A 20,853-nucleotide genomic window follows, 5' to 3' on the forward strand; every position below is an offset into this window, starting at 1 on the left:
GTGGCCGGGCCCCCGACGCGAGGGGGCGTGGATCCCGGTGACCGCCGTCCACCGCTTCGAGACCCGGAGCGGACTCCCCCCGGGCGTAGGGGCGGACGAGGCGGTCCGCCGGTGCCGGCCGCCCCCCACCGGGCGCGCGGCGCGTTGAGCGCGGCGCGTCCCGAGCAGCAAGGAACGACATGGCGTCCAGCCTGACGAAGGACTCGGTCCGCCCGGGCACCCCCGGCTCCGGGAAGACCTTCTTCGGCCACCCCCGCGGACTGGCCACTCTCTTCATGACCGAGATGTGGGAGCGGTTCTCCTACTACGGCATGAAGGCTCTGCTCACCGTCTACCTGCTCTCCGGCGGCCCCGGCGCCGGCAAGGGGAGCATGGGCGGCGGTCTGGCGATGGACGTGGCCACCACCACGGTGATCGTCTCCGTCTACTCGGCGATGGTCTATCTGCTCGCCATGCCGGGCGGCTGGCTGGGCGACCGCGTCTGGGGCCCCCGCAAGACGGTCGCCATCGCCGCCGTGACGATCATGGCCGGTCACCTCGTGCTGGCGCTGCCCGGCGGCCAGGCGCCGTTCTTCGCGGGCCTGGCGCTGGTCGCGGCCGGTTCGGGCCTGCTCAAGGCCAACATCTCCACCATGGTGGGCCACCTGTACGACGGCCCGGAGGACCCGCGGCGCGACGGCGGCTTCACCATCTTCTACATGGGCATCAACGCGGGCGCGTTCTTCGCCCCGCTGGTCATCGGCACGGTCGGCCAGGAGGTCAACTGGCACCTCGGCTTCGGCCTGGCCGCGGTCGGCATGGCGATCGGCCTCACCACCTTCCTGCTCGGCACCCGCAACCTGAGCCCGCGCAGCGACGTCGTCCCGAAGCCGCTGGCGGCCGAGGAGCGCGCGGACTGGCTGCGCAAGGGCCTGCTCTGGCTGATCGCCGGGACCGTCTTCTACGGCGTCGTCGGGTTCACCGGTCACTTCACGCTGAACTGGGCGATGATCCCGCTCACCGTCATCGGTCTGGTGATCCCGGCGGGCGTGCTGCTGCGCATCAAGCGCGACAAGGAGCTGTCGGTCGTCGAGCAGTCGAAGATGACGGGCTACATCTGGTTCTTCGTCGCGGCCGCCGTCTTCTGGATGATCTACGACCAGGGCGCGTCCACGGTCCAGGCCTTCGGCGAGGGCAAGGCCTCGGGCTCCCTGCTGGGCTTCGACTTCCCGTCCTCCTGGTACCAGTCGCTGAACCCGCTGTTCATCATGGCGCTCGCCCCGGTCTTCGCCTGGGTCTGGGTGTGGCTGAACCGCCGCGGCAAGGAGCCGAGCACCATCGTGAAGTTCTCGATGGGCCTGGTCCTGGTCGGCGTGTCGTTCTTCTTCTTCCTGGTCCCGCTGGCCATGGCGTCCGACGGCACCGCGGTCAGCCCGATGTGGCTGGTCGGCATCTACTTCATCCAGACCGTGGGTGAGCTGTGCCTCTCGCCGGTCGGCCTGTCGGTGACCACGAAGATGGCCCCCGCCAAGTACGCCAGCCAGATGATGGGCGTGTGGTTCCTCGCGGTCACCGCGGGCGACTCCGTCACCAGCCTGCTGTCCAACCCGGCCATAGCGGGCGTCGACCTCGGCGGCACGCCCGCGGTCCTCGGCGAGGCCGCCCTCGCCGCCCTCGCGGGCGTCGCGGTGTGGATGTACCGCCGGAAGGTCAAGTCGCTGATGGGCGACGTCCACTGACGTCCCGTCACGCCGAGGAGGGGCCGCCGCACCGGACAGGTGCGGCGGCCCCTCTCGCATGCGGGACGGCCTCAGGCCTTGGTCTCGACCGACCAGGAGCGCGTGAAGCTGCTGAAGCCGCACATCACGGTGGACTTCTGCCCCGGCTTCACCCACGGCCCGAACAGGATCCACGGGATCTCGTGCGGGGTGCCCCGGCCGCGGATCACGTCGCACACCAGCTTGACGCGGTGCTTGCTCACCTTCTTGCCCGAGCCGGACTTCTTGCACGAGGACGTCGCCTTCGGCCGGCCGAGGTCGAGGTGGACCTCGGCCTTGCACCTGTACTTCGCCGTCGCCGCCTCGGCGGGCGCCGCCGTCGCCAGTCCGGCGCCCGTCGCGATGAGGACGGCGGCGAGCGCACCGCCCGCCGCCTTCTTCCCCCAGATCATTTGCTCCTCTTCCCTCCGCGAGGTGCAGAGCGCGATGGTCAACGCTTCAACTGCTTCTTTGCCTCGCGGGCATCTCCGTTGCTCGATCGCTCGCGCGAACATCCGGACGGTATGCGAGAGATGATCTTGGAAGCAAACGATCCGTGCCGTTCTGAGCAAGATCTGAGGTGTGCCCTCAGAACGGCCGCCGCCGTCCCGGCAGGAACGTGAAGACCGCTCCGCCCAGCAGCACCGCCGTGCCCGCGACCAGGCCCAGGGCCTTCAGCGCCCCGTGATCGCCCGAGCCCGTCTCCGCGAGACCGCCGCCTCCGGTGGCCGCGCCGCCGGAGCCCGACGACGACCCCGAACCGCCGCCGCCCGAGGCGCCGCCGGCCTGCTCCTCGGTGTTCAGCGTCAGGGAGACCGCCGTGCTGTCCGGGGTGCAGGTGGTGGTCGTGCCCAGGGCCTCGATGACGAGGACGCCCGGCGAGAGCGTGGACTCACCGGTCGCACCCGGCTTGTACGTCCCGGTCAGGTCGGGGATCTCGATCGGGGCGCCCTGCTTGACGGGGGCCGCGTTGGCCGGGCCCGTCACCTTGACCGAGCCCTTGTCCGAGCCGCCCAGGGTGACCTGCATCGACGGTTTCACCGAGCCGGCCGGAATGTCGATCGGGCTGTTCATCACCGACTTCTTGAACCGCACGGTCAGCCCGTAACTCCCGCCGTTCTTCCGCGCGTCGATCTGCACCGGCGACGTCGCCCTCTTCTCCCCGATGGGCGACTGGCAGGTGTAGGGGACGTCGACGACCTTGCCGGTGAAGTCCGTCCGGCCGGAGCCGCCGGTCGGCGACGGGGTCGGGGTGGCCGACGACGAGGACGACGGCGTCGCGGACCCGCCGGGCGAACCCGAGGCCGTCGGCGACGCGCTCGGCGAAGGGCTGCCGCTGGACGAGCCCGGACCGCCGTTGCCGGCCGTCACCGTGATGGTCGCCGAGGGCTGCACGGCCTGCGTGGGCGTGCACCGGGTGTCCGTCGACAGCGCGTTGACGACGTACGCGTCCGGCGTCAGCGTCACCTGCCCGACCGCCGTCAGCTTCAGCGAGCCCTTCATGTCGGACAGCGTCATCGCGCCGCCCTTGGGGATCGCCGGGTTCTCGCGCGGTCCCCGCACGGCGATGTCGGCGGTCTGCGCACCGGCCGCCTTGAGGGTGCCGGACGGCTGCACGGAGTTCGCGGGCAGATCGATGATGTCGGGGTTCTTCGACGCGGCCTGCGTGAACTTCCAGACGACGTCCACGGTGTCGCCGACCTTCGCCGTGACCGGCGCGGTGATCTCCACCTTCGTCGTGCCGTTGACGTCGGGCAGGCCGATGCCCGACGGCGGTACGCACTTGGTGGCGTAGGACACCTCGGCGGCCTGCGCCTGACCCGCGGTCACGCCCAGCAGGACGGCGGCCCCGGTGAGCATGACGGCGACGCCCGCGGCCGCCGCCCGCCTGCGCGCGCGGGCCCCTTCGGGTGGCATGGCTCTCTCACTCACGTGGATCCCTTCCTGCCGGAGTCGTGGGGTCGAGGCGAGTCGTCGCCCCCGCCGGAACCGGCGGAACCGGCGGAACCGGCGGAACCGGCAGAGCCGGCGGAACCGGCGGAACCGGCAGAGCCGGCAGACCGGGGGGCCCGGCGAGGGCGCCCGGGCCCCGTGGGAGCGGTGCGGTCCATGGGGACGGCCGAACCGGCGTCAGCGTCCGGGCCGACCGGCACGGCCGGTCCCGACGGAGCCGTCGTGGCAGCCGTCGTGGCCGTGGGGGCCGTCGGAGCCGTGGAGGCCGTGGGGGCCGTGGAGGCCGTCGGAGCCGTGGAGGCCGTCGGAGCCGTGGAGGCCGTGGGGGTCGCGGAGGCCGTCGGGGCCGTAAAGGCCGTCGGGGCCGTAAAGGCCGTCGGGGCCGTAGAGGCCGTAGAGGCCGTAGAGGCCGTCGGGGCCGTAGAGGCCGTCGGGGCCGTCGGGGCGGTGGAGGCCGTGGGGGCCGACGGGGCCGTGGAGGCCGTCGTGGCCGTCGGGGCGGTGGAGGCCGTCGGGGCCGTAGAGGCCGTAGAGGCCGTGGGGGCCATCGTGGCCGTCGGGGCCGTAGAGGCCGTCGTGGCCGTCGGGGCCGTCGGGGCCGTCGGGGCCGTCGGGGCCGTCGGGGCCGTAGAGGTCGCCTGAGTCGCCTGAGCCGTCGGCGGGGCCGAGTCCGGCGGCGGGGCCGGGCCCGGCGGAGGCGCGGGGTGGTCCTCCTGCGGCGCGGTGAGGCGGGTCGTGGCGGCCGGGCCGGTGTCCGGGGTGAACCACGGCAGGGCCGGGTTCGGGGCCGGGTTCGGGGGCGGGGGCCCGGTCCGGGGGGACCGGAGGGGTCTGCCGTGCCCGTGCCGGGGGACGCGCGAGGCGCCCCGGCCCGGCGGGCGCGGACGCACCCGGTCCACCACGGCCAGCCCGACGCGGAACAGCGCCGCCGGCACGACCACGCAGAGCAGGATCCAGAACAGGGTCACGCCCCACGGGCGGCCCACGCCCCACGGCTGCTCGGCGAGGACCTTCCCGCCGTACTTGAGGGAGACCGTGTAGTCGCCGTGGGCGCCCGCGGCCAGTTCGACGGGCAGTGCGACGCGGGCCTTCCCACCGGGGCGGATCGTGCCGCGCCACTGCCGTTCGTCCCACTCGGGGGCGAACACCCCGTGCGCCGCGCCGACCTGGAACACGGGGTCCTTCACGTCCCCGGTGCCGAGGTTGCCCACGGTGAACGTCAGCGTGCGCGCGGGCGGCGCCCCGAACCACGTCAGCAGGCCCGAGGACCCCTCGAGGCGGGTGTCGGTGAGCACCGACAGACGTCCGCCGCCGGTTTGCGCGGGCAGCGGCCGGACCGGATGCCCGGCCACCTGGAACGCCGCGTCGGCCTGCGCCTTCGTACCGGTGACGGTGGCCACGTGCACGACGCAGGGACACGGCGCCGGGGGTTCGGCTACCGGCAGCGCCCGGCTGAAGCGGCCGTCGGCGTCGGTGGTGACGGCGCGCCCGTCGGCGTTGGCACAAGAGTTGGTGCCCCCGATCACGCCCCGGGCCGGCGTCGCCTGTCCGCAGACCAGCAGCATCAGCAGGGTGCGCGGCCGCCAGCCGCTGCCGCTCACGGTGACCGAACCGCCCGTGCCCGCCTGCGCCGCGGACACCGTCACCGCCGGCCGCCCGGCGGCCGCGGCCGGGGCGCCCACGGACACCGGGGCCGCCGACAGCAATAGGACGAGGAGGAGCAGGACCGGCGCGGGCGCCGTGATCCGCGACTCTGCTCTCACGTCAGCGCTCCCCTCGGCTCGACTTCGACGGCGGCCGTCCCGCGCCGGCGCCGGCCTCGACGCCGGCGTCGCAGGACCACGGCGGCGGCCGCGGCCGACAGCGCGCCGCTCGCCACGCCCGCCGCCGCGCCCGGTGACACGAACCGCGCGGACGCCCGCCCGGTGGCGCGGGCCGCGCCGGGCGCGGTGACGGTCAGCCGCACGGTGACGGCGTCCAGGGCCGGAGGGTCGGGCCAGGGCTCGGACAGGGCGAGACGGCGGCCCGGCGGCAGGCGCACGGGCAGCGGGCGCGGCCCGCGGTCCATGACGACGCCCAGGACGCCGTCCGCGTGCACGGCGAGCCGGGGGACGAGCACCGTGGTGCCGCGGTTGACCAGCTCGTAGGCGATGCGGCCGCCGCGCACGGCCACGTGCTCGACGGTCAGCGCGGCCAGCCGCGGACCGCCGACCCGGACCAGCAGCCGGACCTCGCTCTCCCGGCCCGCGGAGTCCCGCACGACGATCCGGCCCGTGCGGTCGCCGGGCCGGGCGTCCGCCGCGACCGTCACCGTGAAGGGCACCTCGGCGCGGGTGCGGGCGGGGACGTCGAGCGCGGTCTCGGCGAAGGCGACCCGCAGGCCGGGACCGGCGGCGCCCAGCCGGACGGCGAGCGGCCGGCTCCCCCGGTTGGTCACGGCGACCGTGTCCCGCAGGGCCGTTCCGGGCGCGCCCTCGGCGTAGAACGACGGCCGTCCCCCGCCGGCGGGCGCCGCCGACCAGCCGTCCGGACCGGCGGTCGGACCGGCGTGCGGCGCACCGGCCGGCAGTGCCGGGAGAAGCAGCGCCGGGGACAGCAGCGGCAGGGACAGCAGCAGGACGCGGGCGGTGGCGTACGGCATCGGCGGCTCCAGCGCTCCTCCGGGGGCGGTCAGCGGCGGGCGCGCGCCGGTTGGTCGCGCCGGGTCAGCCAGAGGGCGCCCGCCGCGCCCGCGAGCAGCACGGTGCCGCCGAGGGTGCCGAGGGCGATCGCGGAGTCCTCGGGGCCGGTCCGCGGGAGCTGCCCGCCGGAGCCGCCGTCGCTCGCCGCGCCGCCGGTCGAGCCCCCGCCCGAACCCCCGCCGGTCGACCCCCCGCCCGTGCCGCCGCCCTTCGCGGTCACGTCGAGGGTGAGGGAGGGGCCGGGGGTGTTGCTCGGGGTGCAGACGGTGGTGGTGCCGAGCGCCTTGATGGTCAGCACACCGGCCGTGAAGGTGACCTTGCCGCTCTTCTCCGGGGTGTACGTGCCGCTCAGATCGCTGATCTTGATGGGGGTGTTCGCGGGTATCGCGGCCTGGTTGGCCGGGCCCGTGACGTTCAGGGTGCCGCTGTCGGCGCCGCCCAGCCTGATGGTCGCGCTCGGCTTCATGGAGCCCGCGCCGAGTTCGACGGGGCTGGAGGAGACGCCCTTCTGCCAGGACATCGTGATCCGGTACCCGTCGCCGCTCCTGACGCCCTTGATGTCGATGGGCGAGACGGCGCTCTTGTCCCCGATGGGCGTCTTGCAGCCGTAGTTGACGTCGACGACCTCGGCCATGGCCGCCGGGGCGGCCGTCAGCACCGCCGAGCCGGCCAGGGCCGCGGCAGTCGCGAGCACGGCGGTTCGCTTCCGGTTCGACACGGTCCCGTCCCCTCACTCCCACCGCCCCGCCTTACTGACGAGGCATCAGATTGAGCCGTCAAGGTACGCCCGAGGCGATGAGGAGGGAAGAGAAGGCACGGGCCGGAGTTGTGACGATCCCGCACCCGGCCCCGACCCCCAGGAAACCCCTGGGAACGGGGGGCCGGAGGAGCGGGTCCGGGGGCGGAACCGCGGGGGGGCGGGACCGGGCGTTGGGGAGCGAGGAGCGGGGACGGCAGGCAGGGGCCGGGGGCCGGCCGGCCGGGGGGCGGGGAGCGGGGACGTGAAACAGGGGACCGGGGACCGGTCAGCCGGGGGGCGAGGCGGGCCGGCGGCACCATGCGCCGGGGCCGGGTACGCGGAGGGGGAGCGTCGCGCCGCGACCGGCGCGGCTCGGCGATCGAGGAGCGACCGGTGGCGGGCAACGCCCGGCGACCGCGGAAAGCGTGGTGATCGGCGACCGGTAAGGGCTGGTGCCCCTGACCGAAAGCAGCGGCAGTGACAGGGGCACTAACGGCCGGCGATCCGCGGTGCCCCGCGACCGCGGGCGGTGGTGACCGCCGGTGGGCGGTGGCCGGGATGGGCGGCCCGCCGGGTCGGGGCGCCGCAGGGGGCGGCCCGCCGGGTCGGGGCGTCGCAGGGGGCGGCCAGCGGGCGCGCGGCCGCGGGTGGCGCCCGCGTACGACGACAGTGAACGTCGGCAGCGGGCGTCGGCAGTGAACGCCACCGGCGGGTGCCGGCGGCACGCCGGCCGGGTCGGGGCCGGAGGCCCGTGGCCCGCGGCCGGGGCGTCAGGCCGGTGCGGCGCCCAGTTCCGCCCAGACCGTCTTGCCCGCTACGCCCTGGGCCCGCATGACGCCCCAGTCCAGGCAGAGACGCTGGACGATGAACATGCCGTGTCCGCCGGGGCGGCCCGCGCGGTGCGGGGTGCGGGGCGCCGGCTGGCCCGTGCCGCGGTCCGAGACCTCGACGCGGATCACCTTGTTGTCGCAGCCCAGGACCATCGCGTCCGGCCCCTCGGCGTGCAGGCACGCGTTGGTGACCAGCTCGGAGACGACGAGCAGCACGTCCTCGGCGGCGGCCCGCCGGTCGGCGGTGGCGGCCGGCAGCCAGCCCCACGCGTAGAGCGCCTGGCGGGCGAAGTCGCGGGCGAGCGGGACGACACCGCTGGCGTCCTCGAAGTTCAGCCGGCGTACCTGACGGCCGCCCGGCGACGCGGGCGGCACGGCAGCCGTGCCTCCGCCGGACGTCCCAGCCCCCCGCGCGTCCCCGTGGGACGTCCCGGAAGCGCCGCTGGGCTCCGGGCTGGGCTCCGGGCCGCGGTCGCCCGGCGAGTAAGGCCGGGTGGTGCTCATCAGCGCTTCACCTCACCGATTCCCCGATTGACCGGTTCACCATTCAAGAGTCGGATCTCTGCAGAGTCGTACGTAACCGGACGGCGTTCGTATCGGCGCCACCGCCGGGATGTGCGGGTTCAGGATGACTCCTGCCCGGCGTGACGGGCGGGACACCCCTCATCTCGCCCGTGTCGGGCCGACGCCGGGCGGACGGCGGAACTCAGCCGTCCTCGTCCTGTCCGTCGCGCCCGTCGGCCAGCGCCGCCTCGACCGTGTCGTGCACGGTGAACACGGCGTCCGCACCGGTGATCTCGAAGACCCTGGCCACCACGGGCAGCATGCCCGCCAGATGGACTCCGCCGCCGGCCGCCTCCGCCTTGAGGCGGGCTCCGAGCAGCACGTTGAGCCCGGTGGAGTCACAGAACTCCAGGCGCGTGCAGTCGACCACCAGGCGACTGTGACCTCTGGCGAGGCAGGCTTCGAGTGGCTCACGCAACAAATCGGCGGTGTGGTGATCCAACTCACCCGCCGGGGTCACGACGGCACTGGGGCCCTCTTCCCGCACCTCGACCAGAAGCCGGCCCGACTGTGCGCTGCCGACCGTCCCGCGGTCCATGCCGTCTCTTCTCCTGGGTCGCGAACTGCTTTCTGACGCCCTCGAACACTACGCCCTCGACCCGCACCTCAACACCCGAACAATCACACACAAACAGACATAAACGGACAAAACGCACTTGCGATCGGTCAAGTAAAGCAGGTAGGCCTAGTACGAACACGCAGACCGACACGGCCGGCTTTGGAGGCGCCGCACACCGTAGTGCGCTCACTGGCTTCGGCAGCCATACGCCGAGAACGATGGAGGACATCATGTCACCCCGGCTCGACGCACCGCATACCCGCGGAGCGACGTCGACACCCCCTCCGGACCAGGAACATCTGGAACCCATCGCACACATCGCGGTGCCGGACGTCGACCCCACCGACGCCCTCGCCGGACTCCCGGAGATCCCCCCGTTCGACGAGGTCGGAGCCGTCGACGCGCGGGCCCTGTCCAAGACCCTGTTCGCCCGGCTCGAATCCCTCGAAGAGGGCACGCACGACCACGCGTACGTGCGCAACACGCTCGTCGAACTGAACCTCGCGCTGGTCAAGTTCGCCGCCTCCCGGTTCCGCTCCCGCAGCGAGCCCATGGAGGACATCGTGCAGGTCGGCACCATCGGCCTGATCAAGGCGATCGACCGCTTCGAACTCTCGCGGGGCGTCGAGTTCCCGACCTTCGCGATGCCGACCATCATCGGCGAGATCAAGCGCTTCTTCCGCGACACGTCGTGGTCCGTGCGCGTCCCGCGCCGGCTCCAGGAGCTGCGGCTCGACCTGGCCAAGGCGGGCGACGAACTGGCCCAGAAGCTGGACCGCGCGCCGACCGTCGCGGAACTGGCCGAGCGTCTCGGCCTCTCCGGCGACGAGGTCGTCGAGGGCATGGCCGCGTCCAACGCCTACACGGCGTCCTCGCTGGACGCGCAGGCGCAGGACGACGACGCGGAGGGCGCCCTCGCCCATCGCATCGGCTACGAGGACAACAGCCTCGAAGGCATCGAGTACATCGAGTCGCTGAAGCCCCTGATCGCCGAACTCGCACCCCGCGACCGGCAGATCCTCTCCCTCCGCTTCGTCGCCAATCTGACCCAGTCGGAGATCGGCGAGGAGCTCGGCATCTCGCAGATGCACGTGTCGCGGCTGCTGTCGCGCACCCTGGTGCGGCTGCGCAAGGCGCTGACCGTCGAGGAGTAGGGCCCCGGCAGACCTCCGCCGTCCGCGCCCGGTGATCGACCTGTACTCGATCACCGGGCGCGGACGTCTGTCCACCCGGCCATGAAAATCCGCCGGCCGCTTCCCTCCCGGCGACTACGCTGGCCCGGCCCTCGAACCAGCAGCGCCGCTGGCCCGCGTCGTCTGCCCCTGAGGAGCCCCCGTGCCCCGCTCTCCCGCAGCCCCCGCAGTCCCCGCAGCCCGGCCGGGGCCTCTCGCCGACGTGCCCGTCCTGCTGGTCGCCGCCGTGTGGGGGTCCAGTTACCTCGCCGCCAAGGGCGTCACCACGGCGCAGACCGTCATCGCCGTGCTGGTGCTGCGGTTCGCCGTGGTGCTCCCCGTGCTGGCGGTGGCCGGACGGCGGCGGCTGCGGGCGCTGACGGCCGCGCAGTGGCGCGGCGCCTCGCTGCTGGGCCTGGTGCTCGCCGGGATCTTCCTGCTGGAGACGTACGGCGTCGTCCACACCTCCGCGACCAACGCCGGACTGATCATCAGCCTGACGATGGTGTTCACGCCGCTCGCGGAGAGCCGGGCACGGGGCGTGCGGCTCCCGGGGGCCTTCATGGCCGCGGCGGGCCTGTCGGTGCTCGGCGTGGCGCTGCTCACCCAGGGCGCGGGGTTCACGGCCCCGTCCGGGGGCGATCTGCTGATGCTGGGGGCGGCGGTGGCCCGTACCGTGCACGTCCTCGCCATGGCGCGCATGGAGTCGGTGCGCGGCGCGGACGCGCTGTCGCTGACGACGGTCCAACTGGGCGGCGCGGTCGCCGTGTTCGCGCTGCTGGCGGCCGTGCCCGGCACGGGCGCCTCGCCGTGGGCCGCGGCGGCGCGCTTCGACTCCGGCGACTGGGCCCGCCTGGTCTACCTGTCCGTCTTCTGCACACTGTTCGCGTTCTTCGTGCAGATGTGGGCGGTCCGCCGCACGTCGCCGTCGCGGGTCAGTCTGCTGCTGGGCACCGAGCCGGTGTGGGCGGCGGCGGTGGGCGTCGCCCTCGCCGGGGACCGGCCCGGCACGCTCGGGTTCGTGGGCGCGGTGCTCGTGCTCGTCGGCACCGGCTGGGGCAGGTCGGCCGCCGACCGGCAGCGCGCCTCCGCCCCCGCCATCGAGGCCGCTGAGGCCACCGCCGTCACCGAGGCCGCCGCCGCTGCCGCCGCAACCGCCGCCGCCGCCGAGGGCTCGGACGCGGCCTTGACGGGACTCCCTGGGGAGACCTCGTCCGGAGGAACCCGACCGCTCCCCCGGTCCGCGCCCCCTCAGACCACGCGCACGCCCCTGCGCCAGACGCCGGACACCAGGGGAACTCCCGGCCGGTAGGCCAGGTGGACGTGGCTGGGAGCGTCCAGCAGGGTCAGGTCGGCGTACGCGCCGGGGGTCACGCGGCCCACGTCCGTGCGGCGCAGGGCCGCGGCGCCGCCCGCCGTGGCCGACCACACCGCCTCGTCCGGGGTCATCCCCATGTCCCGCACGGCGAGCGCGACGCAGAACGGCATGGACGACGTGAAGGACGAACCGGGGTTGCAGTCCGTGGAGAGGGCGACGGTGACGCCCGCGTCCAGCAGCCGGCGGGCGTCCGGCCACGCGGCACGGGTGGAGAACTCGGCGCCGGGCAGCAGTGTGGCGACGGTCTCGCCGCTCGCGAGGGCGTCCACGTCCGCGTCCGTGAGGTGGGTGCAGTGGTCGGCGCTGGCCGCGTCCAGCTCGACCGCCAGCTGCACGCCGGGGCCGTGGGAGAGCTGGTTGGCGTGGATGCGGGGGTGCAGCCCCTTCGCCCGGCCGGCGGTGAGGATCGCGCGGGCCTGGTCCCCGTCGAAGGCGCCCTTCTCGCAGAACACGTCGATCCAGCGGGCGTGCGGGGCGCAGGCGTCGAGCATCTCGCCGGTGACCAGGGCGACGTAGGCGGCCGGGTCGTCGGCGTGGTCGGGGGGGACGATGTGGGCGCCGAGGTAGGTGACCTCGTCGGTGTGGCGTGCCGCGAGGCGCAGGGCGCGCGCCTCGTCGGCGACCGTCAGGCCGTAGCCGGACTTGGTCTCCATGGTGGTGGTGCCCTGGCTGAGGGCCTCGCTCAGATAACGGGTGAGGTTGACCTCCAGTTCCTCGTCGCTCGCGGCCCGGGTGGCCGCCACGGTCGTGCGGATGCCGCCCGCCGTGTAACCGCGGCCGGACATGCGGGCGTTGAACTCCTCGGTGCGGTCGCCCGCGAACACCAGGTGGGAGTGGGAGTCGACGAAGCCGGGGAGGACCGCGCGGCCGCCGGCGTCGACCCGGTTGTCAGTGGCGGGTGCTTTGCTTGATTCACCGGTCCACGCGATCCGGTCGCCGTCGATGACGACCGCCGCGTCCCGGATCAGGCCGAGGGGCGAGCTGCCCCCGTCCTCGAAGGCGTCCGACCGGGGGGACCCGTGTCCGAGGGAGGGATCGTTGGTGACCAGCGTGGCGATGTTGGTGATGACGGTGCTGCTCATGGCGTCCTCATGGGTGGCCGGGCGGGGGGCGGTGGTCAGCCGCGCAGGGCGTCGACGGCCTGCGCGAGGGCCTGCGGCACATCCGGCACGAGCGTGTGCGCCCCGTCCCGTACGACATGCCGTCCGCCCACGACGGTGTGCCGGACGTCCGCCGCGCTCGCGGCGAATACGGCCGTCTCGGCGCCGAGCCGGGGCAGCGGCCCCGCTGTCCTGACCGAGTCGAGCGCGATGGTCGTGAGGTCGGCGAGCCCGCCCTCCTCGATCCTGCCGGCCTCGTGCCAGCCGAGGGCCGCGTGGCCGTCGGCGGACGCGGCGCGCAGCAGCGCGGCCGCGGTCCAGTGACCGCGGGTGCGGGTGCGCAGGCGCTCGTCGAGTTCCATCGCGCGGGCCTCTTCGAGGAGGTCGATGACGGCGTGGCTGTCGGAGCCCAGGCAGAGCGGTGAGCCCTCGTTCTGCAGGGCGACGGCGGGCCCGATGCCGTCGGCGAGGTCGCGTTCGGTGGTGGGGCACATGCAGGTTCCGGTGCCGCTGCGGCCGATGAGGGAGACGTCCTCGGCGGTGAGGTGGGTGTTGTGGACGCCGGTGGTGCGCGGCCCGAGCACGCCGTGCAGGGCGAGCAGCTGGGTCGGGGTGCACCCGTGGGCCTCGCGGCAGGCGTCGTTCTCGGCCGTCTGCTCGGACAGGTGCACATGGAGCGGGGCGCGCCGCTCCTCGGCCCACCGGGCGACGGTCTCCATCTGGCCGGCGGGCACGGCCCGCACGGAGTGGACGGCCGCTCCGATCCGCGCGTGATCCCGTTCCTTGAGAACTGAACAGCGTTCGGCCCAGGCTTCGGCGCTCCCGTCGGAGAACCGCAGCTGGTGGGCGGTGGGCGGCTGTCCGAAGCCGGAGGACAGATAGGCGGTGTCGAGGAGGGTGATGCGGATGCCGGCGTCGGCGGCCGCCGCGATCAGGGCCTCGCCCATGGCGTTGGGGTCGGCGTAGCGGGCGCCGCCGGGGGCGTGGTGCACGTAGTGGAACTCGCCGACGGAGGTGACGCCCGCCAACGCCATCTCGGCGTACACGGCGCGGGCCAGCGCGTGGTAGGTCTCCGGCGTGAGCTTGTCGGCGACCGAGTACATGACCTCGCGCCAGGTCCAGAAGGTGCCGGAGCCGACCTGGACGGTTCCGCGCAGCGCGCGGTGGAAGGCGTGCGAGTGGGCGTTCGCCAGCCCCGGCAGGGTCAGGCCGCGCAGGATCTCGGCGCCGGGTGGCGGGGCCGGCACGTCCGTGCGGACGGCCGTGAGCCGGCCGTCCGCGACGTCGACGGCGACTCCCGGCTCGACGTGGGTGTCGAGCCAGGCGTGCTCCAGCCAGTACGTGCGCGTGTGGGGGTGGGTCACCTGCAGGCCAGCCCTTCCAGTGCGTCGGCGAGTGCGAGCACCCCGGCCACGCAGTCGTCCTCGGCGGCGAACTCGGCCGGGGAGTGCGAGACGCCCGTGGGGTTGCGCACGAACAGCATGGCGGTCGGGATGCTCGCGGAGAGGATTCCGGCGTCGTGTCCGGCGCCCGTTCCGAGCACGGGCACCCTGAGACCGGTCCCGCTCCCGCCCGTTCCCGCGGTGTCGCCCGCGCCCGCGCCGGCGCCCAGGATGCGGGCCAGTTCGTCGCGCAGGGCGTGGTCGAACTCGACGACGGGCGTGAACGACTCGCGGACGACGTCCAGGTCGATCCCGTGGGCCTGCGCGTAGCCGAGGGCGGCCTTCTCGACGCCCTCGACGACCTGGTCCAGGGTGGCCTGGTCGGCGGCGCGGGAGTCGAGCCAGCCGCGCACCAGGGAGGGGATGGCGTTGACGCCGTTCGGCTCGACGGAGATCTTGCCGAAAGTGGCGACGGCGCCCGCGAGTTCGGCCTCGCGGCGGGCAGCGAGGACCGTCTCGGCGTAGGACAGCATGGGGTCGCGCCGGTCCGCGAGGCGGGTGGTGCCGGCGTGGTTGGCCTCGCCGCGGAAGTCGAACCGCCAGCGTCCGTGCGGCCAGATGGCGCTGGCGAGGCCGACCCGGTCGCCGCTGAGGTCCAGGGCGCGGCCCTGTTCGACGTGCAGTTCCACGAACGCGCCGATGCGGCCGAGCCGCTCCGGGTCGGCGCCGAGGGCGTCGGGGTCGTGGCCGGCGGCCTCCATGGCCCGCGGCAGGGTGATCCCCTCGGCGTCGGTGAGCCGGTGCGCCTGCTCGACGGTGAGCTGCCCGGCGGCGAGGCGCGACCCGACGCAGGCCAGGCCGAAGCGGGCGCCCTCCTCGTCCCCGAAGTTGACGAGGGCGAGCGGCCTGGTGAACTCCACGCCCCGGGCGAGCAGTTCGTCGAGGGCCGCGAACGAGGACACGACGCCGAGGGGCCCGTCGAAGGCGCCGCCGTCGGGCACGGAGTCGAGATGCGAGCCGGTGACGACGGCGTCCCCGGCGCCGGGGTCGCCGAGCCAGGCCCACTGGTTGCCGTTGCGGTCGACCTCGTAGGCCAGCCCTCGTGTCTCGGCCTGCTGCCGGAACCAGGCGCGGCAGTCGGCGTCGGCGGCGGTCCAGGCGTAGCGGCGGTAGCCGCCGGAGTCGCGGTGCCGCCCGAGGGGCGCGAGTTCGCGCCACATCTCCTGGAAGGAGGCGCCGGCCACCGGGGACGCCGGCGCATGCGGCTCATGGTACTGCGGCTCGTGCGCGCGGGGGCCCGTGCGGGGCCGGTCGGCGGGGGGCGGCGACGGGCGCTCGGCGCCCGCCGCACGGCCGTCTGCGGTCGTCACCGCGCCTCGCCCTCGCCCTCGTTCATCGGCACGCGCACGCCCCGCTCGTCGGCGACGGACTCTGCGATGTCGTAGCCGGCGTCGACGTGCCGGATGACGCCCATGCCGGGGTCGTTGGTCAGCACGCGGCGGATCTTCTCGCCGGCGAGCCTGGTGCCGTCCGCCACCGAGACCTGGCCGGCGTGGATGGAGCGGCCCATGCCGACGCCGCCGCCGTGGTGGAGGGAGACCCAGGAGGCGCCCGAGGCGACGTTGACCATGGCGTTCAGCAGCGGCCAGTCGGCGATCGCGTCGGAGCCGTCGAGCATGGCCTCGGTCTCGCGGTACGGGGAGGCGACCGAGCCGCAGTCGAGGTGGTCGCGGCCGATGGCGAGGGGGGCGGCCAGTTCGCCCGACGCCACCATGTCGTTGAAGCGCTCGCCGGCCTTGTCGCGTTCGCCGTAGCCGAGCCAGCAGATGCGGGCGGGCAGGCCCTGGAAGTGGACGCGTTCGCCGGCCAGCTTGATCCAGCGGGCGAGGGACTCGTTCTCCGGGAAGAGGTCGAGGATCGCCTTGTCGGTCTTGGCGATGTCCGAGGCCTCGCCGGACAGGGCGGCCCAGCGGAAGGGGCCCTTGCCCTCGCAGAACAGCGGGCGGATGTAGGCCGGGACGAAGCCGGGGAAGGCGAACGCGCGGTCGTAGCCGGCCAGCCGGGCCTCGCCGCGGATGGAGTTGCCGTAGTCGAAGACCTCGGCGCCGGCGTCCATGAAGCCGACCATCGCCTCGACGTGGCGGGCCATCGACTCGCGGGCCCGGGTGGTGAATCCGGCCGGGTCCTTCTCGGCGGCGTCGGCCATGTCCTCGAAGGCGATGCCGGTGGGCAGGTACGCCAGCGGGTCGTGGGCGGAGGTCTGGTCGGTGACGATGTCGACGGGCGCGCCCATCGCCAGCAGCTGCGGGACGACCTCGGCGGCGTTGCCGAGGACGCCGATGGACAGGGGCCTGCGCTGGTCCCTGGCCTCCACGGCGAGCCGGAGCGCGTGGTCGAGGTCGTCGGCCCGGACGTCCAGGTAGCGGTGCTCGATGCGGCGGTCGATGGCGCGCGGGTCGCAGTCGACGCAGATCGCCACGCCGTCGTTCATCGTCACGGCGAGCGGCTGGGCGCCGCCCATGCCGCCGAGGCCCGCGGTGAGGGTGATCGTGCCGGCGAGGGTGCCGCCGAACTTCTTCGCGGCGACGGCGGCGAAGGTCTCGTAGGTGCCCTGGAGGATGCCCTGGGTGCCGATGTAGATCCAGGACCCGGCGGTCATCTGGCCGTACATGGTCAGGCCCAGCTGTTCCAGGCGGCGGAACTCCTCCCAGTTGGCCCAGTCGCCGACGAGGTTGGAGTTGGCGATGAGGACGCGCGGGGCCCACTCGTGGGTCTGCATGACGCCGACCGGGCGGCCGGACTGGACGAGCATGGTCTCGTCCTGCTTGAGGGTGCGCAGGGTGCGGACCATCGCGTCGAAGGAGCGCCAGTCGCGGGCGGCCTTGCCGGTGCCGCCGTAGACGACGAGCTTGTCGGGGTGCTCGGCGACCTCGGGGTCGAGGTTGTTCTGCAGCATCCGCAGCGCGGCCTCCTGCTGCCATCCCAGGGCGCTCAGTTCCGTACCGCGCGGCGCTCGTACGGGGCGGGGTCCTGACATGGTCGGCCTCCTTGCGGATGGGTGATCCTGGCGGATTTTGCTGTTGTTATTCACATCCTGACGTTCTGAATAGAGCTAGTCAATACACGGGCGCGACGAGCCGCGCTCCGGGCACGCGACCAGCCACGCCGGGAGGACGGGAGGGAACGCACCCCGACGGGGGAGGGAAAGGGAAGGGGCGACGGGGGCGCGCAATGCGCCGCGCACCACCCCGGCGGGACACGCGCGCCGTTGACGTGCGCCGGTCGCGAGGTGTTGAAGGGACACATGGGGCGCCGGCCGGCCCGAAACGAGGTCAGTCGACCCACGTTAGCCATCCCGCCGCATGTTCCGCTGGAAAATGCCAGAAGACTCACCCCCTCGCGCCTACGTTGCGTAGCTTCTTCATCACTCAGCCGAACCGCAGGCGGGAGGGGAGCCAACGGTGCCCGGAATCGACGAGTGTCTACTGGAGGCCATGCGGCTGCCCGGCGCACGGGGCGCCGCGTTGGTCGACTGGACGAGCGGACTGGCCCTGGGCGCGGTCGGGGAGTTCCCCGGCGGCGACCACGAGGCGGCCGCGGCCGAGGCCGCCGAGGTCGCCCGGCTCACGGCGGAGCAGCGGGCCTTCGCGCCCGACGGCTACGCCCGCCACGAGCACGCCGACGGCGGCGACGGACCCGGCGGGGGCGACGCGACGGCCGGGGCGGCCGGCGTCGATCCCCCGGTCGAGGACCTGATCATCAGCAACCGGGACAGCTACCACGTGCTGCGCTTCGTGCCGACGTCCTTCGACAGCAGCGTGTTCCTGCACGTGTGGCTGGGCCGGCCGGACGGCAACCTGGCGCTCGCCCGGATCCGGCTGGGCGAGATGGCCGGACGGCTGGTGCTCGGGTGACCGCGGTGAGAACGCACCCCCAGGGGACGACCCCGCCGCCCCGGCTGCCCGTGCGGGAGAAGTCCGGGGCCCGCGACCGCGGCGGCGCGCTGTCGCCGATGCTCACCCGGCTCGCGGCCGAGCGGGCGACGGGCGTCCTGGAGCGCGAGCGCGGCTCGCTCTACCTCGCCGAGGGCCGCGTGGTGCACGCCGAGAGCCCGCTCGCCCCGGGCCTCGACGTGCTCCTCCTGGCCCACGGCACCCTCGCCCCCGCCGTCTGGCAGGACGCGGTGGACCGGGCCGACGAGGAGTACGGCGCCGCCCGGCTGCTGCTCGACGCCGGCCGCGTCCCGCGCGGCGCGCTGGAGCTGTGCCACCTGGAGGCGGTGTACGACGCGGCCTACTTCGCGCTCGCCCCCAGCAGCACCCCCGGGCACTTCCGCTACGGGGCCGGGCACTGGCTGGGCGCCCTGCGGCCCGTCCCGGTCGCCGCGGTCGAGCGCGAGACGCTGCGCCGGCGCGAGCTGCTGGACCGGCTGTGGCCGGACCCGCTGACCGACGGGGCGCCGCTGCGCCGCGCCGACGCCGTCGCCGCGCCGACGCCGACCGCCCGGCAGGGCGCGGTGCTGGCCCTGGCGGACGGTGTGCGCACCGCGCCGGACATCGCCCGCAAGCTGGGCCGGCAGGCCTTCCACACCCTGGTCGACGTCCGGCGGCTGGCCGCGGCGGGGCTGCTGACGGCCCTGTTCCCGCCGCCGCGCGCCCCGAAATCCCCGGCCGCCGCCGGGCCCGGCCTGCCGCCCCGTCACGCGCTCGCCGCGACCGCCGCGACCGCCGCGGCCGAACCGCCGCGGGGCATCACCCTGCCCCGCGTCAACGACCCCGACATCACCCTGCTGAAGAGGCTCAGGGATGCGCTGGAGGCCCTTTGAACGGCAGCGACCGCGTGCCGAGAGGAGCGAGCTGATGGCCTCGGCGCCCGAGATACTCGACGAACTGCGGCGGCTGCGGGCGCGAGTGCCCCAGCTGACAGGCGCCCTCGCGGCCGGCGTGGACGGCCTCGTCCTCGCCCACGACACGCCCGGCGTGGAGCCGGAGGTGGTGGCCGCGCTGACCGCCGCCGCCCTCGGCGTCGCGGTGCGGATGGCGGACACCACCGGCCAGGGCGACTTCCGCGAGCTGCTCGTGCGCGGCCGGTACGGCTACGTCGCCACGTACGCGGCCGGTGAGTCCGCCGTGCTGACCCTGCTCGCGCAGGACCGCGTCAACGTCGGCCGGCTGCACCTGGAGGGCCGCCGCGCCGGAGCCCGCGTCGGGGAGCTGGTGGACGCCCGGGAGGCGGCCGCCCGGCGGGCACGGGCCTCGCCCGCCGAGGCGCCGCCGAAGCCCCCCGCCAAGCCGCCGGTGCGCACACCGGCCAAGCCCCCGACCCCACGGACCAGAACGGCGCGCGGCCCGGCCACCGCCAACGCGCGCACCACCACCGAAAGCTGACAGGAACCGAGGAGCACACGTCATGGCCAACACCGAAACCACGCTGAAAGAGTGCCTCGCCTCCATCGAGGGGGCGACGGGCGTCGCGCTCGTCGACTACACCAGCGGCATGGCGCTCGGCACGCTGGGCGGCAGCAAGACCTTCGACCTGAACGTCGCCGCCGCCGGCAACACCGACGTGGTGCGCGCCAAGATGCGCACCATGGAACACCTCGGGCTCAAGGGCGAGATCGAGGACATCCTGATCACCCTGAACGACCAGTACCACCTGATCAGACTGATCAGCGGCCGCGGCGGCAACGGACTGTTCATGTACCTGGTCCTGGACGCCAAGCGGGCCAACCTCGCGATGGCCCGCCACCAGCTGAGGAAGATCGAGGAGGAGCTGGAGGTCTGAGCCCCGCGCCGGGCGGCCCCCTCCGGGATCCCGCCCGCGCATCCGGCGCGAGCGCGCGGACCCGGCCGCAGGGCACTTGCCCGTCCCGGCCCGGTCCGCGCCCGCCTCGATCAGGGCCGGTCCCGGTCAGGGCCGGTCCCGGTCAGGGCCGGTCCCGGTCAGGGCCCGTCCCGAACAGGGCCGGTCCCGGTCAGGACCCGCCTCGATCAGGGCCGGTCCCGGTCAGGGCCCGTCCCGATCAGGGCCCGTCCCGGTCAGGACCCGTCCCGGTCAAGGCCCCGTTCCGCGCCCCGGTCCGCACGTCCCCGTCCCCGCCGGTCCTCAGGCGGCCAGGGCCGCGGTGCGGCGGCGCGCTCCGCCCGGTGCCGCGTCGCCCGCCGCGACGCCGGTGCCGCGGTACGCCTTGACGGCCTTGCCGGCCGGGCGTCCGCCGTGCCGGTCGAGCCAGTCGACGCGCACCCACAGCAGCACGTCGTTCTCCCGCTCGCGCCGTCCGATCCAGGCGGCCTTCCAGTGCAGCCCGGCCCCGCAGCCGGCGAGCAGCAGTCCGCCGGCCGAGGGCGCCGCGAGGGAGGCGGCCAGCGCGCCGAGGAAGGCGAGCAGCAGCCACCAGCGGTGACCGCGCCGCCAGGTGCGCACGGTGACCGCCCTGTCCTGCAGCACGTCGTGCTTGCCGGCCCGGGCGACTCCGCGGCCCAGCTCGGTGAACCGGCGCCGGCCGCGCAGTCCCGTCAGCGCCGCGGCCACGATGAACAGCGCGGCCCCGGCGAGCACGCCGATCCGCCGTCCCGTGAGGCCCGGCGTCAGGACGCCGACCCCCGCCGCCACCACCCCGCACCACCACATCGGCGCGGCTCCGGCCCGTACGACGACGGCCACCCGAGCCAACCCCTGTCCTCCGCGTGCCACGTCCGCCTCCTCGTCACTCAGGCACTGTTTCCGTGACCGCGCAGACTAGTGAGCGAACGTGAGACG

Annotated in this window: 17 protein-coding genes and 2 pseudogenes; 7 read left to right on the forward strand and 12 right to left on the reverse strand. The window is 74.4% G+C overall.

The features are described 5' to 3' along the window. The first annotated feature begins 179 nt into the window (after window positions 1-179). Window positions 180-1,718 (forward strand): peptide MFS transporter, encoded by a 1,539-nt coding sequence (locus OG802_RS14205; protein WP_329410642.1) that lies wholly within the window; start codon window positions 180-182, stop codon window positions 1,716-1,718. 71 nt (window positions 1,719-1,789) lie between these two features. Here OG802_RS14205 and OG802_RS14210 read toward each other — a convergent pair whose 3' ends face one another. The 7 genes and pseudogenes from OG802_RS14210 to OG802_RS14240 form a co-directional block, all read right to left on the reverse strand. Continuing rightward, entirely contained in the window at window positions 1,790-2,149 is a 360-nt protein-coding gene (locus tag OG802_RS14210) for a hypothetical protein (RefSeq protein ID WP_329410644.1), read from the reverse strand. A 175-nt stretch (window positions 2,150-2,324) separates the two neighbouring features. Continuing rightward, window positions 2,325-3,596 carry a hypothetical protein gene (locus OG802_RS14215; protein ID WP_329417058.1) on the reverse strand — a complete coding sequence of 424 codons (1,272 nt, stop codon included), beginning with the start codon at window positions 3,594-3,596 and terminating at the stop codon, window positions 2,325-2,327. A 758-nt stretch (window positions 3,597-4,354) separates the two neighbouring features. Then, window positions 4,355-5,452: pseudogene (locus OG802_RS14220) on the reverse strand (hypothetical protein); the annotation flags it as partial. Continuing rightward, window positions 5,449-6,330: a hypothetical protein gene (locus tag OG802_RS14225; RefSeq protein WP_329410647.1), complete on the reverse strand. Its 882-nt coding sequence runs from the start codon at window positions 6,328-6,330 to the stop codon at window positions 5,449-5,451. The pseudogene OG802_RS14220 and the gene OG802_RS14225, both read right to left, overlap by 4 nt. Before the next feature lie 29 nt (window positions 6,331-6,359). Continuing rightward, window positions 6,360-7,088 carry a peptidase gene (locus OG802_RS14230; RefSeq protein ID WP_329410649.1) on the reverse strand — a complete coding sequence of 243 codons (729 nt, stop codon included), beginning with the start codon at window positions 7,086-7,088 and terminating at the stop codon, window positions 6,360-6,362. A 791-nt stretch (window positions 7,089-7,879) separates the two neighbouring features. Continuing rightward, window positions 7,880-8,443: an ATP-binding protein gene (locus OG802_RS14235; protein WP_329410651.1), complete on the reverse strand. Its 564-nt coding sequence runs from the start codon at window positions 8,441-8,443 to the stop codon at window positions 7,880-7,882. 202 nt (window positions 8,444-8,645) lie between these two features. After that, window positions 8,646-9,041, reverse strand: a complete 396-nt coding sequence (locus OG802_RS14240; protein ID WP_329410653.1) for an STAS domain-containing protein — start codon at window positions 9,039-9,041, stop codon at window positions 8,646-8,648. A gap of 239 nt (window positions 9,042-9,280) precedes the next feature. Between OG802_RS14240 and OG802_RS14245 the strand changes: the two genes are divergently transcribed. Next, entirely contained in the window at window positions 9,281-10,216 is a 936-nt protein-coding gene (locus OG802_RS14245; protein WP_329410655.1) for an RNA polymerase sigma factor SigF, read from the forward strand. 181 nt (window positions 10,217-10,397) lie between these two features. Then, window positions 10,398-11,309, forward strand: a pseudogene (locus OG802_RS14250) (DMT family transporter); the annotation flags it as partial. A gap of 176 nt (window positions 11,310-11,485) precedes the next feature. On the opposite strand, the gene hutI reads toward OG802_RS14250, so the two are convergent. The 4 genes from hutI to hutU all read right to left on the reverse strand — a co-directional run bounded on the left by hutI (window position 11,486) and on the right by hutU (window position 17,131). Then, window positions 11,486-12,694 (reverse strand): imidazolonepropionase, encoded by a 1,209-nt coding sequence (hutI, locus tag OG802_RS14255; protein WP_329410657.1) that lies wholly within the window; start codon window positions 12,692-12,694, stop codon window positions 11,486-11,488. A 35-nt stretch (window positions 12,695-12,729) separates the two neighbouring features. Next, the gene (locus OG802_RS14260) at window positions 12,730-14,076 is read right to left on the reverse strand and encodes a formimidoylglutamate deiminase (RefSeq protein ID WP_329410660.1); all 1,347 of its coding nucleotides are present in this window, start codon (window positions 14,074-14,076) and stop codon (window positions 12,730-12,732) included. Beyond that, window positions 14,073-15,314, reverse strand: a complete 1,242-nt coding sequence (locus OG802_RS14265; RefSeq protein ID WP_329417060.1) for an allantoate amidohydrolase — start codon at window positions 15,312-15,314, stop codon at window positions 14,073-14,075. The genes OG802_RS14260 and OG802_RS14265 overlap by 4 nt, the downstream gene beginning before the upstream one ends. A 146-nt stretch (window positions 15,315-15,460) precedes the next feature. Beyond that, on the reverse strand, window positions 15,461-17,131 hold the full coding sequence (hutU, locus tag OG802_RS14270; protein ID WP_329410662.1) for a urocanate hydratase: 1,671 nt from the start codon (window positions 17,129-17,131) through the stop codon (window positions 15,461-15,463). A gap of 424 nt (window positions 17,132-17,555) precedes the next feature. On the opposite strand from hutU, the gene OG802_RS14275 reads away from it, so the two are divergent. From OG802_RS14275 to OG802_RS14290, 4 genes are read left to right on the forward strand one after another with little or no spacing between them, the layout of a single operon-like run. Then, window positions 17,556-18,008 (forward strand): hypothetical protein, encoded by a 453-nt coding sequence (locus OG802_RS14275; RefSeq protein ID WP_329410665.1) that lies wholly within the window; start codon window positions 17,556-17,558, stop codon window positions 18,006-18,008. Further along, window positions 18,005-18,919 (forward strand): transcriptional regulator, encoded by a 915-nt coding sequence (locus tag OG802_RS14280; RefSeq protein WP_329410667.1) that lies wholly within the window; start codon window positions 18,005-18,007, stop codon window positions 18,917-18,919. The genes OG802_RS14275 and OG802_RS14280 overlap by 4 nt, the downstream gene beginning before the upstream one ends. 34 nt (window positions 18,920-18,953) lie before the next feature. Continuing rightward, window positions 18,954-19,481, forward strand: coding sequence for a roadblock/LC7 domain-containing protein (locus OG802_RS14285; protein ID WP_329410669.1), 528 nt, complete (start codon window positions 18,954-18,956; stop codon window positions 19,479-19,481). Between the two features lie 22 nt (window positions 19,482-19,503). Beyond that, on the forward strand, window positions 19,504-19,878 hold the full coding sequence (locus OG802_RS14290) for a hypothetical protein (protein WP_329410671.1): 375 nt from the start codon (window positions 19,504-19,506) through the stop codon (window positions 19,876-19,878). A gap of 321 nt (window positions 19,879-20,199) precedes the next feature. Here the strand turns inward: OG802_RS14290 and OG802_RS14295 are convergent, their stop codons facing one another. Next, window positions 20,200-20,787, reverse strand: a complete 588-nt coding sequence (locus OG802_RS14295) for a hypothetical protein (RefSeq protein ID WP_329410673.1) — start codon at window positions 20,785-20,787, stop codon at window positions 20,200-20,202. Window positions 20,788-20,853 lie beyond the last annotated feature (66 nt).

This window comes from Streptomyces sp. NBC_00704 (genome assembly GCF_036226605.1).
Taxonomy (GTDB): domain Bacteria; phylum Actinomycetota; class Actinomycetes; order Streptomycetales; family Streptomycetaceae; genus Streptomyces.